The organism is Acetobacter sp. P1H12_c, from assembly GCF_018811975.1.
Lineage (GTDB): Bacteria > Pseudomonadota > Alphaproteobacteria > Acetobacterales > Acetobacteraceae > Acetobacter > Acetobacter persici.
Genome location: NZ_JACRVR010000035.1, coordinates 18,298 through 31,857, shown reverse-complemented (window position 1 = coordinate 31,857; position 13,560 = coordinate 18,298). Strand labels below are relative to the sequence as shown.

The window sequence follows — 13,560 nt, the reverse complement described above, 5'->3', positions numbered from 1 at the left end:
GTCACGTCCTGTTCCAAGCAGGATTGGCAGCTGCCTGCCATAATCCTGTTCTGAAAGCTGTCGCCAAACGCATGAAACAGCGGGGTAAGCCACATAAACTGGTGATCGTCGCTATCGCACGGCGTCTCATCACAATCGCCAACGCCGTCCTCAAAACAGGCCTGCCATGGCGCATTAGCTCCGCCGCTTAAACACAGTTGCTAGCTTGAGGGTAACCAGCATTCAATTTAAGAATTTGTAAATTAATTTACGTTTCATTAATATTTTTATAATTCTATAAATTCCGAAAATCTTTGTAAACCACGTGAATAATTACTATTTATAAAATAGTGTTTAATAAATAATGCAACAAAACTGTCATGCTACTGGCTAGAACTTTCTCCTAAGAGACCCGGGTGGGACCCACCGACTTTTTAGGATTGTCTTATTTCCATGAGCATCTTCCCTTTCTCTCGTCTGTCTCGTCGGGCCGCCCTGTGGCTCTTCTGCTCCCCTCTGGCCTTTTCAACCGGATATGCTGCGCCGGTTTCTAAAAACCATAGAGAAGTAAAGCCAGCTTCTGTCAAAATTATTCCTGCAAATGGAACGCGTGGCGCTACGAGGCGGACAGTGAAAACATCCGGCCCGGCACATGCCAAGGAATCAGAACAGATTATTGCAACTGGCCGCCACAGCCGATCTGAACAGACGGTAGGCCATGCGGAAATGCAACGCATTCTGCCGGGGATCAACCCGCTCAAAGCGTTGGAAATTCTGCCGGGTGTTGTGTTTAACAACGCTGACCCATGGGGAAATAACGAACAAAACTCCTCTCTGTTCATTCATGGTTTTGCACAAAACCAGCTTGGCTACACACTGGACGGCGTACCACTGGGTGCCCAGGATTACGGCAACTTTAACGGCCTGAGCCCCCAGCGGGCTGCAATCAGTGAAAATATCGGCTCGGCTTCCGTGGCGACAGGCGCGGGTGCGTTGGGTACTGCGTCCACCAGTAACCTGGGCGGCACGTTGCAGTTCACCACGCAAGACCCATTACACCATGCAGGAGGTCAGCTCAATCAGACCTTTGGTAGCTGGTCCACCTTCCGCACTTTTGCCCGGGTTGATACCGGGGATTTGGGCCACGGTAACTCTGCTTATGTCTCATGGGGCCGTCAGGATGCGCGGGCGTGGGATTTTGCTGGCCATCAGGGGGGTAATCAAGTCAACGCCAAGTTTGTGCATGAAGACGAGAAAAACAAAGTCAGCGTGTTTTTTGACTGGGCGCAGAAGGTTGAGCCGAACGAAGACGGCATTGTCATGCCGAATGGCGGCTCCCTCTATGTTCGCCCGTTCATGTATCCCAACTTGTCTGAAGCTATAAATTACTACAACAACTCTTCAGCTTACAAAAATGCCGGCCTGAACTACCGGAATTATTATTCTGCAGCCCAGCGTGAAGACTTTTTGATGTATGCCAAATGGTCTCATGATTTCACTAAAAATCTGAAATGGGACACACAGATCTATTACCATCATGATCTGGGTGAAGGCGTTGTCGCTGGCCCTATTACTGCAGCAGGCCTGCCTGCTCTGTTTTCCTCCTACTTCCCCAGCCAGAGTTCTGCCCAGCTCTCCAACGTCTTCGGTGGCTCTGGGATCGCGACCCGCACCACGGAATATTGGGATAATCGTGGCGGGATTATGACCAACCTGCATTATCATATTGGGCATCACACCATTGAGCTTGGTGGCTGGTACGAGCGCAACAACAACACGCAGGCACGTCGCTGGTATCCGTTTGACGCAAGTAACCCCACAACTCCATATGATCGTCAACAGAACGCGTTAATTGACCAGTACACCAACAATTTTTATACCAACACTTGGACAACGCATCTGCAGGACACATGGCAGGTCAGTAAAAACTTTACGCTGAATGCCGGGTTTAAGTCCGAACTGGTTTATACCAACGGTACGCTGCCTGTAGCCGGCCTGCCGGGCTCTCTCTCTCCTAAAACCGCTATTACGGTCCCCGGTGGCACCATTGCGACCGCCAAGCCGTTCCTGCCAGCGTTTGGTGCGCTGTGGAATATTACAAAACATGAACAGTGGTTTGCCAATATTCAGGAAAATATGCGCTCATTTGAAGCCGCAGGCTATGGTAACGCTACCCCATGGGGTGTGACCAGCCAGCAGGCGTTTGATGAATTCCGCAAGCACGGCAAGCCGGAAACATCATGGACGTATGAAACGGGCTTCCGCACCAACCGCCGTCTGAATGCTGGCCCACTGACCAACATTAGCGGCCAGCTTGAATATTACCACGTGCATTTCTCAAACCGTCTGCTGGCTGTTGCAACAACGCAGACGCTCTCTTCCATTGTGGGTAGTGCCACGACACTGACCAACGTGGGCTCTGTCTCCACAGACGGGATGGACTTCTCCTTCACCGCGCAGTTTGGGCCGCACTTCTCGTTCTACAACGCGCTGTCCTACAACAAATCGATTTACAACGATAACTACATGAACGGCACGACTGCGGTACACACCGCAGGCAAAAATGTGGCCGGTGTGCCGAACTGGACGGAAAAATTCGTGGCCTCCACACGCTGGGGCAATTTTGACGCGCAGTTTGTTGGGGATGTGGTGGGTAAACGCTACACGACCTTCACCAATGATCTCCATGCCAGTGCCTATGCGCTCTTCAGCCTGAATGCTGGGTATGACTTTACTGGTATTCCGCACATCCGATCTCTACGTGTGCAAGGGAACATTACCAACCTGACAAATGAAAAAGGTTGGTCTACGCTGAACACCAACAACGCCTCCAGCCAGTATACGGCATTCCCCATTGCGCCACGGATGTATTTCCTGACGCTGAGCACCACGTTCTAAGGTTGTTCTGATGCAGCGTTTTTCTCGCCGTTCCGTTCTGGTTGCCTCCTGCGCCGCAGTGTTATGCGGCGGTGTGCGGCGGGCGGGTGCGGCACCCTCCATCGCCCCGCGCCCTCTGGTGTTTGCACACCGGGGGGCATCCGCCCAGCGGCCGGAACATACTCTGGCATCCTACGCAAAAGCCATTGCTGATGGAGCAGATTTTGTCGAGCCAGATTTGGTGCTGACCAAAGATGGTGTGATGGTCTGCCGCCATGAAACCAACATTGCCGAGACAACGGACGTAGCCCAGCGGCCAGAATTTGCCAGCCGCAAGCGCACCGCGACCATTGATGGCAGAACGGTAACCGGCTGGTTTACGACTGACTTTACTCTTGCAGAACTCAAAACCCTGCGGGCCAAGGAACGCCTAGCCACCCTGCGCGTACACAATACGCGCTATGATGGGCATTTTGACATTCCCACCTTTGAGGAAATGATTGATTTTGTGGCAGCGGAATCTGCCGCACGGGGGCGGGTTTTAGGGCTTATTCCTGAAATCAAACATTCCACGCATTTCCATGCGCTGGGGTTTGACCCGGAAGCTCTGTTCCTGCGCACTATTGCCGCGCACGATTACACCCGCACAGCACCGCTGGAAGTGCAGTCTTTTGAGACCGGGAACCTCCAGCGCATTGGTGCGGATGTCCGCGCTATCAACCCACAAGCACGGCTGATGCTGCTGATGGGTGAACGGACGAATATCCCGCCGGACCTCGCGGCCAAAGGACAAAAAACCACCTTTGGTGACTTGATGACCCCGGCAGGCCTAAAAGACGTGCGGCGTTATGCAGATGTCATCGGGCCATCTCTGACAGACCTGATCCCGCGTGATGCACAGGGGGCATGGCTTACGCCGTCTTCTCTGGTGGATGATGCTCATGCGGCAGGCCTTCTGGTGCATGCTTATACCTGCCGCCCGGAAAACTATTTTCTGCCGCGCCAGTTACGCAATGCGGACGGGGCTACGGCCCGCAATGTGGCGGGGTCTGTTGCAGAAATCCGCCGGTATCTGGACATGGGTCTGGACGGGTTCTTTACGGATGACCCAGCCATTGGCCGCATGGCGGTTGACCAGATCTGACAGAATACGCCGCCGGTCGTGCTTTTAAGACCAGATGGAGGGTTCGAAAAACTCCCTGGTTTTGAGTTCTTCTGTATGCTTCCATTCCTCCGGTTCTAATTGAAGGAATGGCTCATGAAGCAGTCTGGTCTCTTTTGACGTTGAAGAGCGGCTTGCTCGGCTGAGCGGGCTTAGTGATCAACTCGAAGCCTTTTCCCGGACTGTGGATTTTGAGGTGTTCCGCCCTGATCTGGAGAAGGCTCTGGCCTATTCGGATGGGAGATACGGCGGGCGACCACCATTCGATCCGGTGCTGATGTTCAAAATTCTGGTAATCCAGATGTTGAACAATTTGTCTGATGAGCGGACGGAATATCTGATCAACGACCGCCTGTCGTTCATGCGTTTTCTGGGACTGGGGCTGTCGGAGCGTGTGCCGGATGCCAAAACAATCTGGCTGTTTCGCGAACGTGGAGGGTTCGAAAAACCTCTTGGCTCTGACCTATTTTGTGTGATTCCATTTCTTCGGCGTTGATTGGGGATGGTGGAAGATGAAGCAGGCCGGTTTCTTTGCTGTTGAAGAGCGGCTGGCGCGTCTGAGCGGGCTGGGGGATCAGCTCGAAGCCTTTTCCCGGACTGTGGATTTTGAGGTGTTCCGCCCTGATCTGGAGAAGGCTCTGGCGTATTCCGATGGAAGTAAAGGGGGTCGTCCTCCATTTGATCCGGTGCTGATGTTCAAGATCCTGGTGATCCAGACGTTGAACAATTTGTCTGATGAACGGACGGAATACCTGATCAACGACCGTCTCTCCTTCATGCGCTTTCTGGGATTGGGGCTGTCGGACCGTGTGCCTGATGCCAAAACGGTGTGGCTGTTTCGCGAGCGTCTGACACAGGCGTGTGCCATTGAAAGACTGTTTGACCGATTTGACGCGACCCTGCGCAACGCCGGTTATCTCCCGATGTCGGGCCAGATCCTGGATGCCACACTTGTGGCCGCTCCAAAGCAGCGCAATACCAACGCTGAGAAAACGGATCTCCGGGCAGGGCGTATCCCCGAAGACTGGCTGGACTTGCAACGGTTTTGTGCCGGTCGCTTATCTTGTTATGCCACTCTTGCTTCGAAAGCGAGAGGGCTGATGCCGCCCAGATATGAATGGCGTCGACGTGGATTGTAGAAACCATTGATATACTGGAAGATGGCAGCAGTCGCCTGACGACGGGTTGGCCAGTTTTGCCTCCAGAGCCATTCCGCCTTCAAGCTTTTGAAAAACGTTTCGACAGCGGCGTTGTCAAAACAGTTTCCCTTTCCAGACATTGAAGCCAGTAATCCATGGGCCAGCAGCTTTTTCCGGAAATCATGAGAACAGTATTGGCTGCCACGATCAGAGTGGAAAATGCAGTTGGGCACCGGGTTACGCAGCCGCACCGCCATATCCAGGGCACGGATGGCCAGATCCTTTTTCATCCGGCGGCTTGCAGCCCACCCGATCACACGACGACTGAACAGATCGATGACGACAGCCAGGTAGAGCCAGCCCTCGGCAGTCCAGATATAGCTGATATCGCCTGCCCATTTCCGGTTAGGGCCTTCAGCAAGGAAGTCACCGTCCAGAAGGTTGGCCACAATGTCAGAATGGTGATGGCTGTCGGTCGTGACCTTGTTGCGACGGGTGCGTACGGGCCGGATCCCGTTGTCCTTCATGAGGCGACCAACGCGACGTTCCCCGACATCAAGCCCGGCTTCCCTCAGTTCCATGGTCATGCGCGGCCGTCCGTAGGAGCCGTTGCTCAGGGCATAATGTTCACGAATATGCGCCAGTACTTTCAGATCGGTGCGCTGGCGCTGACAGGAAGGTCGGGATGTCCAGGCCCGGTAACCCCGTGCCGAGACCCGCAGGACTTGGCACAGCCTCTCGATTGGCCATTCATGCCGATGTCCGTGGATGAAGGCGAACCTCATGGCTTTTGGCTCGCGAAGAACTGGGTAGCTTTTTTTAGAATTTCCCTCTCCTCCCGCAGAATTCGGTTCTCCAGGCGAAGACGTTCATTCTCGCGGGCCAGATCAGCCTGCTGTCCCGATCCCGGCTCGTCCGGACGATAATCCACTATCCATTTCGCCAGCGTAGATTTGCCAATGCCCAGGTCGGTCGCAACCCGCGTGCGTGACAGTCCACTGCTCAACGCAAGCCTCACGGCCTCGCGCTTGAAATCTTCCGTATGTTTCATGGTGTCGTCGGTCTCCTGATACGAGCTTAAAACGCTCAGATGACCGGCACAAAACCGTTGCAAGTCCACTGCGAAGAAGCAGCCTGTGATGGACAGTATCGAAGTAGCTCGCAAGATCACCTTCGATGACCCAGCGTCCCCTCGTGTCACTGCCATCCTGAAGCTGCAATTTCACGGTCCGGACAGCATGATGCACGCTGCGTTCCGGTCTGAACCCGTAGGAGAGACGATGGAAGTCGCTCTCCCATATCGGGTCCATAACCATCAGCATGGCGCGCTGGACGATGCGGTCTGTCAGCGTCGGAATACCCAGCGGGCGCAACCTGCCATTCGCTTTCGGGATATAGATGCGCCTGACCGGCTTCGGGCGGTATGTGCCGTTCAGCAGGTCCACACGCAGGTTTGCCAGATGTTGATCCAGCGTGATCTGCATGCGTTGCTTGTCTATTCCGTCTATACCCGGCGTATGGGCGCCACTCGACGCCAATACGATCCGGGCGGCTTCGGCAAGCCACTCCCGACTGGCCATGAGCCGCAGTAGGCGATCGAACCGACGGTTCGGGTCTCCTGCGGCCCATGTTGCAAGCTTGTGTTGCATTTCCCTGATTATCAAAGGTCTTCACCTCATTAGGTCAGTTAGTTTGCACTTCAAGCGGTCTCAACTGTTCCCCTTCGCCATGTGGCAGGCTTTCCCTGCTGCGGACTACTACGGGAACTCCGCCAGCATGATGGACATCAGGGTCAACTCCCTTAGCATTCCATCAAGCCTTCCCTCGTTCGTATGCTGGACATCAGCGCGTTGGGGAGGCTGCCGGTCGCAGTCCTTTTCCTTGCGTTCCGCAAGTCGATACCGATACCGTGGTCTGGCTGTGTTCTCCCCACGGCTCCCAGCAGACACCATACGTGTATGCCTGCATTCGGACCCCGCTGACTTACATCTCCAGCGGCGTCATCAGTATTCCGCCTGTTAAACCGTGTAGACGGAGGCGACATTTCAGCCCTCGGATGCGGGTTAACCGGTTCGTGTTCCTCAACCTTCCAACGCTTCAGCCTCGGGGACCATCTCGGCGTAACGGTTTCGCCTCAATCCCCTTTACCTGCGGGCTACGTCACCCTGCCAGTTGACGGCAGGTCACCGCCGCTTGGGCTCATGTCCCCCCACAGCAGGGAACAAGGCAGTACTTCTGTTCCTCCTTTCTCCTTTGCATTCCAGTCATACGCTCCCCCGGACCACCCGGGGCGAGGCGCACTGTATGTGATGTCCGCTGTCCATTCTGGTTAGGCGCTATTGCGGAGAAGTCCTGTCGCAGAAGGTTGGGTTCAATGGCATAACTGTAAGCGCTCTTCGTGGTCACTTTAAAGCGCTGCGTTCGGACAACCCGGATGTCATTCTCCCGCATCAGCCGTCCCACACGGCGATGTCCGGCAGAAAAGCCACGAGCTCTGAGTTCCTCTGTCATGCGAGGACGTCCGTAGCTTCGCCTGCTCTGCGCGTGAATGGTGCGGATATGGACCATCAGAGGATCATACTGCCTTCTGCGGGACAGACCGGACGACGTCGCCAGGCCCTCAAACCTCGGTCGCTGACACCAAACAGGCGGCAGACCCGTTCACGGGAAAGCGGACCGGAAGACGGCCTGGGAATTCCACGAACATCTCCTGAGCATCATCCCTTACCGGATCCACACCATCCTGACCGACAATGGGATCCAGTTTGCTGAACAGCCCCGCAACCGCAATACGGCCTGGTCGCGTCCCATGCGCTTCGACATGATCTGCGAAGCCCACGGGATCGAACATCGTCTGACGAAACCCAATCATCCCTGGACCAATGGTCAGGTTGAGCGGATGAACCGGACAATCAAGAAAGCAACCGTCAAGCGCTTCCGTTACGACAGCCATGAGCAGTTGAGGACACACCTCAACTGCTCATGGCAGCCTATAACTTCGAGCGAAGACTCAAGACCTTGAACGGCCTTACCCCTTACGAATACATCTGCAAAATCTGGACTTCAGAGCCAGAAAGATTCATCATCAATCCAAACCATCAAACCACGGGACCAAACACTTAGGCTTTTGTCGCAACTTCCGTACCGACCTGGGCTGCGAGACCAAGTCCATCTAGGAACTGGCTGCCGTGCTCTTTCCACCAGTCCGCAGCCTTGGTGTGACCACTCGTGATGACATCACCATTGTTTCCCAGCGCATCCTGCAACTTATGACGCTCTTTTTTGTTGATTTTGCCACCGCCATTGACGTTGGCCACCTGCTGCACATCCAGCGCCAGAGAGTTGGCCTGGTCTTTCGTGAGGTCACCGTTTTTGTAGTCAGCAATGATATCATTGACCATTGCGTTACCGTTACCGTCGTTGGCATCTTTCTGGAACTGATCGAATGCCTCTTGATCCTTGCCGTGCAGATCCGTAACTGCATTGGCGAAGTCAGTTTGGCCGGCGGCATTGGTTGCGGTTGAACCCTGCGCGCCCTGACTGCCTTCAAAACCTAGGGGATTGTCTGAGGGGGCTGTGCTGGTCGGAGATTGCGTACCGTCTCCGCCACCAAAAGCGCTTCCAAGCTGCCCAAGATTAGGATTTGCAGATCCGGACCCCGATACAGAACCTTCAACCTGCTGGAGGAGTTGGAGAAACTGTTCGATCGCAGTCGTGTCGCTGCCTGCGCTGTTACCGGACGAATGCGTGGCGTCGGGCTTGGCTGTCCCTCCAGTCTCCGTCGGAGCAGTTTCCGGGAGGTGCGGAGAGGTTGGGTGGCTTACAGCTTCCATGGTTTATTTCCTTACATTTGCAATTCGGGTGATTATTATGTCCTGAGAGTTCAGTGATCGCCGCCTGGCGAGTACCGTACAATTTCCTCAGGCATTTTTTTCATTCTTATCAAGTGTCGGAAATTCATCAGTTGAGGAAAATTTCAGCTGCTGGCTGCCAAACATGGCAGCGAAGAAAGCGCCTGCTTCCTCACCTTGCTCCACACCGCCCCGCAGGTTGACGGAAAGCGGCGTTGTCGTGGCCGCGCCAGAGCTTGATCCCGTCGTCACATCTGGTAGGCCATGCTGTTGCCCCAGTTGGTTGAGCAGAGACACTGCACTGGTAGTGGTTGCCGTGCCATTGGAAACCTGAGCAGCGATTGCTCTCAGCTTGGCCCCGTCATCTCCGCCAATCTCGGTACCAAGTGCGTCTAGATCGTGGGCGATTGAAGATGACGAATCACCGGACACGATGCGATTGCGTGTGTTTTCGATCCCGAGACCAACCGAATCAACAGACTGGCCCTGCAGACTGGCGTAGAGGGCATCATTGCTCGCACCCTGACTATACGTCCCGTCGTTGAGGCTGCCCGCGATATTCGAAGCGGCCTGGGCTTCCTGGCCATTCCCTTTCTGCTGCGCCTCGCGCATGACAGCAAGTGCGAAATCCTGGATACTCTGATTGCCGGCCGCGCCCCCTTGATCAACCATCGACTGAAGGGTCTGCACGTCCATCGTCATGTTACCGCTCAAAGACACATCAGACATTTTTTTATTCCATAAAATAATGTTTATACTGCCGTAAAGCGGCAAAAAATCTAAAGTTAGTGGGCAGAGGGTTCCGAACGGTACTCGTCAGAACCCCCTGAAGCCAAAAGCGCAGATCAGTCCTTGGAGAAGGCCTGCTTGGCATTGCTGGCCATGGTCTGCTCGAAGTTGTTTGCGAGAGACTGGGAGTTGGAAAGCTTCGACATCTCGAACTGTTCCTGCAGGTTCTGTTCTTCCATCGCCTGAGACTGCTGCATGATCGAAGACAGTGTGCTGCTCATATCGGAAGTGGTGCCGCTCATAAGAAAAACCTTTCGATTCAAAATCGATAACGCTGAACCCGACATTTATCGTCGGAGTGTCTGCACAATGAGAGAAGTCCCGACCTGGGAACCAGATATCGCCCTCTCCTGCCCATCATTGTTATTTTACGAAGCTGATCAGAACCTGACGTGTCGCACGGGGCCGCAACAACACGAAAAACCCGAGATGCAGTCAGTCCGGCCCTACGCAATCCTCTGGAAACAGCCACATATTGCCGTTTTTTCGTAAATTTTTTACGAATGAAATCGAAATGAAGATACGACATACGTCGTTACAGAATTGAGAAATATATGAAAAATTTATGAAGCCACCGTGACAAAGAAAACTTGTCACTCACACGATAAATCTTGTGTTGTCCAAAATCTTGTGTTGTCCAAAAAAACGGGGGACTCTCCGTCCCCCATTTTTTTGAACCGTACCAGGGCTTCTTCAGGCATCGCCGAAACTGGCTGTATAATTCTGGCTACTGTCCTGCGCCATCGTCATCGGATTTGCCGATTGCGTTCTCTTCTGGTCGTCATCGGGATGAATATATGCGTTCCCGGTTCCCAGTTTCTGCTCCATGAAGCTCCCCCCTGCCTGCATCGCGGCGCTCGAACCATCATACCAGCCAGTAACCGTCGCATTGCCGCCGCTGTCATGACTGACGATATCCGACGGGGCCTGCGACGCGATATTCTGCGTGTCGCCTGCGCTCTTTCCCTTGCCGTCAGAAACCTGAATCGCCGCGTTCCGCCCGTCGATATAACTCACATCCGTATTATTGATTCCCTTGGCATCGGCATAAAACTCGAGGCGCGATGCACTGGGCTTATACGCGCCGGAGGAATCTGCTTCCGCCATAAAGCCGCCCTGCCCGTTCGCGTAACTCAGTTTTCCAGTTTCGCCAGGCTTGAGCGTGATTTCCGCCACAGGTGCTGTCGTTGAGCCACCGTTCAGGAACTCACCGATTTTTTCGTCGTGATTGCTGGTATTGGAGATACTGACCGAATTTTCTCCCGTTCCCGCAGCCTTGTCTGCAGCCGCGACAGGAGTAGCCGATGGCGCTGCAGCTGCCGATACGGATGCGGCCGGCGAAGCAGAGCCCTGTGCGGGAGCAGATGCGGCTGGAGAGGCATTTCTTTTCTCTCCTTCCTGCGCCATCACGGCATCGAACATTCGGATAAGCTCTGACGGGTCGATGCCGGCTTTTTCCAGCCCTTGTGAAAATTTACTGATGTCGTCTAACGACGACACGTTAGAGATCGTCATATCGATATCCTCAAAGTAAAGCAGTCTAGAGTCTATTCAAAATACTTGCATGACTGCTCAGCCGATAAAAGAGTATCTCATGTGACATTATGCTCTCATCGCACGCTGCCAGGGTCCAAGAACATACTCTTCCATATCACACGGACGTATTCTGGATCGCATGCGCAACGGAATTGAAAAAAGCCTGCGTTATGGTCATGCCTGGTCTGAAATTCTTTTTCAGATCACCCGCCAGTTCGCGGTTCCAGCACATGGGAACGCCCTGCTCGCGCGCTATCGTCCGATATTTCTCGGCAGCGCCCCCCTGCCCTATGCACACCACGCGCGGCACAGGCGTATCTCCCGGCTTGTAGCGTATTCCGACCGTTACGCCCTCCTGACAGATCATCAGCGTTGCCTGCTTGGGGCCAAGTTTCGCGGGGGCACGGCGGTTTTCGTTGGCAATTCTCATCCGCTGCATCTTGATTTGCGGATTACCCTGCGTTTCCTTCCGCTCGTTTTTCAACTCTGTCTGGGTCATGCGCATTTCACGCATAAAAAAACGCTTCTGGATCATCAGATCGGCGATACCAGTCGCCAGATAAAAAGCACACGCACCCAGCATCATCGGCACCACCAACGCCGAGAGAATTTTCGGCCACTCTGTTGGAGCCATTTCCGGTACACGGATTAGATCGTTCACTTCGTGCAGGGCGATCGCTGCAAGCGCCCCCCCGAATACAAGGACCTTCAAAATCGAAAGCGCCAGATCAACGAAATTCTTCGGCTTGAATATGCTCTTCAAACCACCGATCGGATTGAGCTTCTCCAGTTTCGGCATCAGCGGATCGATAGAGAAAATGAATCCGCGATTGATCAACAGACCCGCGAACAATGCTGCCCCGATAGCCAGAAGTAGCGGCACAAGCGCGCAATGAAGCAATGCGCCTTTTATCGCGCCCGACATATCGCGCACTGCTTCATCAAAAGGAAGGGTCGTAGCCGCGCCCGCCACTGCAAAGAGTCTCCCGAGCCGTGCAGAAGTAGACGAGGCGCCCATCAGCACCCAGCCGATCAGAACGATCGAGACCATGGCGGATTGCATGTCGGGGGCCTTGGCAAGGCGACCTTTTCTGCGCTCATCCGTCAGTTTTTTGGCGGATGCCGGAAGGTTCCGCTCTTCGCTGCTGCCACTCATGGTGCCAGCAACCCTCCGAGATCATGCATAATGGACATATCCAGAATGTCCCTGCGCGCATAAACAACGAGCCAGGATGCGTATCCACACATCATCAACGTGAAGGCCAGATTCCTGAGGGTGGGCGCGAGATCGTAAAGATGAAGTTTAGGGATCGCGCGCATCAACAGAATAATGCACCCGTCACACAGCAGCATGGCCAGAATGACCGGCACCGCGATTTTCATGGACAGGATTTCAAAACGGTCGAGCAGACCCAGTGCGGTCGTCGCAAAACCGGGCTGTGGGGTCAGACCGAGAACCAGAGGAGGCCATGCAATCTCTGAATCCACGATAGCCTGATCGAGAAACCCGAGCCCGTTACCAATGACGTACAGCGCGACAGTCGTCATCGCCAGCAGCGAGGCCGACAGCGACTCCTGCTCCCCATCGGGTTCGGAAGCCTGTCCCTGTGTCGCGCTTCTCTGGGTATCAAGCCACTCCCCCGCGCTCTGCACGGCCCATATCGGCAATCCTGCAAGGAAACCGATGATGACGCCAATCATCATCTCGCGCGCGCCAATCAAAGCCAGCGAAGGCAGGTTGAGGGAGGTCTGCTGCAGGTCTCTGTAGAGTCCGGGAATTACCGGCAGCCCTACGACGAACGCGAAAGCCCCCCGCACGAGGCCTCCCAGTTGCGCTCGCGTGAAAACTGGAAGAACCAGAGCCGCACCTGCAGGCCGCCCCATCGCAATCGCAACCGCGGACAGCAGCGGCATCAGACTGGTCGTGAAATGTGCCGCCGGCATCGTCAGCTGCGCGTCATCACGGGGAAATCGTCGAAAATATGCTCCGTAAACGTCAGCAGGGGCGGCAGGAGTGTCCCGCCCATGAGCAGAAGTGTGGCGCAGACCGCTACGACCTTGAACGTCAGTGGCATTGTCTGATCCTGAAGCTGCGTCACCGCCTGCAGTATTCCAATTGCAATACCGATCACCGTAGCGATCAACAGCGGTGGTCCTGCAATCGAGGCGAACAGGAAAAGCGCGGCTGAAAGCTGCTGCGTCAGTCCTCCGTCATCCATCGGCAAAC

12 protein-coding genes and 5 pseudogenes are annotated in these 13,560 nt (G+C 54.6%); 6 read left to right on the top strand and 11 right to left on the bottom strand.

Annotated features, from left to right (window positions below):
* From KP699_RS13690 to KP699_RS13670, 5 genes and pseudogenes are all read left to right on the top strand, one after another.
* A pseudogene (locus KP699_RS13690) lies at nucleotides 1-191 on the top strand (IS110 family transposase); the annotation flags it as partial.
* A gap of 241 nt (nucleotides 192-432) precedes the next feature.
* Nucleotides 433-2,877, top strand: a complete 2,445-nt coding sequence (locus KP699_RS13685) for a TonB-dependent receptor (protein WP_215763011.1) — start codon at nucleotides 433-435, stop codon at nucleotides 2,875-2,877.
* A gap of 10 nt (nucleotides 2,878-2,887) precedes the next feature.
* Complete coding sequence (locus KP699_RS13680) at nucleotides 2,888-4,000, top strand: glycerophosphodiester phosphodiesterase (protein WP_215763010.1); 1,113 nt, start codon at nucleotides 2,888-2,890, stop codon at nucleotides 3,998-4,000.
* Between the two features lie 124 nt (nucleotides 4,001-4,124).
* Nucleotides 4,125-4,448 (top strand): annotated as a pseudogene (locus KP699_RS13675) (transposase); the annotation flags it as partial.
* An 82-nt stretch (nucleotides 4,449-4,530) separates the two neighbouring features.
* A pseudogene (locus KP699_RS13670) lies at nucleotides 4,531-5,046 on the top strand (transposase); the annotation flags it as partial.
* Nucleotides 5,047-5,084: 38 nt separating this feature from the next.
* Here the strand turns inward: KP699_RS13670 and KP699_RS13665 are convergent.
* From KP699_RS13665 to KP699_RS16780, 4 genes and pseudogenes are all read right to left on the bottom strand, one after another.
* Nucleotides 5,085-6,163, bottom strand: a protein-coding gene (locus KP699_RS13665) for an IS3 family transposase (RefSeq protein ID WP_374196947.1) whose coding sequence is annotated in 2 segments (ribosomal slippage) — nucleotides 5,085-5,980 and nucleotides 5,980-6,163 — 1,080 coding nt in all. Because the reading frame shifts where the segments join, the coding sequence is not laid out codon by codon here.
* A complete protein-coding gene (locus KP699_RS16695) occupies nucleotides 6,045-6,821 on the bottom strand; it encodes a reverse transcriptase domain-containing protein (protein WP_374196946.1) in 777 nt (258 codons plus the stop codon). The genes KP699_RS13665 and KP699_RS16695 overlap by 119 nt, the downstream gene beginning before the upstream one ends.
* 617 nt (nucleotides 6,822-7,438) lie before the next feature.
* A pseudogene (locus KP699_RS13655) lies at nucleotides 7,439-7,835 on the bottom strand (IS3 family transposase); the annotation flags it as partial.
* On the bottom strand, nucleotides 7,778-8,110 hold the full coding sequence (locus KP699_RS16780) for a hypothetical protein (protein WP_374196948.1): 333 nt from the start codon (nucleotides 8,108-8,110) through the stop codon (nucleotides 7,778-7,780). The gene KP699_RS16780 and the pseudogene KP699_RS13655, both read right to left, overlap by 58 nt.
* Between KP699_RS16780 and KP699_RS16775 the strand changes: the two are divergent.
* Nucleotides 7,994-8,280 (top strand): annotated as a pseudogene (locus tag KP699_RS16775) (integrase core domain-containing protein); the annotation flags it as partial. The gene KP699_RS16780 and the pseudogene KP699_RS16775 overlap by 117 nt on opposite strands.
* Here the strand turns inward: KP699_RS16775 and KP699_RS13645 are convergent.
* From KP699_RS13645 to KP699_RS13615, 7 genes are all read right to left on the bottom strand, one after another.
* The gene (locus KP699_RS13645) at nucleotides 8,277-8,990 is read right to left on the bottom strand and encodes a hypothetical protein (protein ID WP_215763008.1); all 714 of its coding nucleotides are present in this window, start codon (nucleotides 8,988-8,990) and stop codon (nucleotides 8,277-8,279) included. The pseudogene KP699_RS16775 and the gene KP699_RS13645 overlap by 4 nt on opposite strands.
* A gap of 87 nt (nucleotides 8,991-9,077) precedes the next feature.
* The gene (locus KP699_RS13640) at nucleotides 9,078-9,737 is read right to left on the bottom strand and encodes a hypothetical protein (protein ID WP_215763007.1); all 660 of its coding nucleotides are present in this window, start codon (nucleotides 9,735-9,737) and stop codon (nucleotides 9,078-9,080) included.
* A gap of 116 nt (nucleotides 9,738-9,853) precedes the next feature.
* Nucleotides 9,854-10,039, bottom strand: a complete 186-nt coding sequence (locus KP699_RS13635; protein WP_010505115.1) for a hypothetical protein — start codon at nucleotides 10,037-10,039, stop codon at nucleotides 9,854-9,856.
* A 451-nt stretch (nucleotides 10,040-10,490) separates the two neighbouring features.
* On the bottom strand, nucleotides 10,491-11,312 hold the full coding sequence (locus KP699_RS13630) for a hypothetical protein (RefSeq protein WP_215763006.1): 822 nt from the start codon (nucleotides 11,310-11,312) through the stop codon (nucleotides 10,491-10,493).
* A 136-nt stretch (nucleotides 11,313-11,448) separates the two neighbouring features.
* The gene (locus KP699_RS13625; RefSeq protein WP_215763005.1) at nucleotides 11,449-12,489 is read right to left on the bottom strand and encodes an EscU/YscU/HrcU family type III secretion system export apparatus switch protein; all 1,041 of its coding nucleotides are present in this window, start codon (nucleotides 12,487-12,489) and stop codon (nucleotides 11,449-11,451) included.
* Nucleotides 12,486-13,277 carry an EscT/YscT/HrcT family type III secretion system export apparatus protein gene (locus KP699_RS13620; RefSeq protein ID WP_215763004.1) on the bottom strand — a complete coding sequence of 264 codons (792 nt, stop codon included), beginning with the start codon at nucleotides 13,275-13,277 and terminating at the stop codon, nucleotides 12,486-12,488. Before KP699_RS13620 ends, KP699_RS13625 begins: the two co-directional genes overlap by 4 nt.
* A 2-nt stretch (nucleotides 13,278-13,279) precedes the next feature.
* Entirely contained in the window at nucleotides 13,280-13,552 is a 273-nt protein-coding gene (locus KP699_RS13615) for an EscS/YscS/HrcS family type III secretion system export apparatus protein (protein WP_010505123.1), read from the bottom strand.
* Nucleotides 13,553-13,560 lie beyond the last annotated feature (8 nt).